Genomic DNA, 255 nt, shown 5'->3' with positions numbered 1-255 from the left:
ACCGCTTCGTGTACTCATGCTGCGGAGACCGGTAGATCTCCGCCGCGGTCCCCTCCTCCACGATCTGCCCCTGCAACATGATCGCGATCCGATCACTGATCTCGATCAACATCGGCAGATCATGCGTGATGAAGATCACCGCGAACCCCAACTTCTCCCGCAACCGCATGATCTCCCGGATGATGCCCCGCTGCACGACAACGTCGAGCGCGGTGGTCGGCTCGTCCATGATCATCACCTGCGGATCCAACGCCA

The 255-nt window shown here is 60.4% G+C and carries 1 pseudogene; it reads right to left on the bottom strand.

The window, feature by feature from the left end:
- Window positions 1-255, bottom strand: a pseudogene (locus tag WFM69_RS19370) (ABC transporter ATP-binding protein); the annotation flags it as partial.

Origin of the sequence: Microbacterium sp. LB12 (assembly GCF_037150835.1) — a bacterium.
Lineage (GTDB): Bacteria > Actinomycetota > Actinomycetes > Actinomycetales > Microbacteriaceae > Microbacterium.
This window is presented reverse-complemented; position numbering and strand designations above follow the sequence as displayed.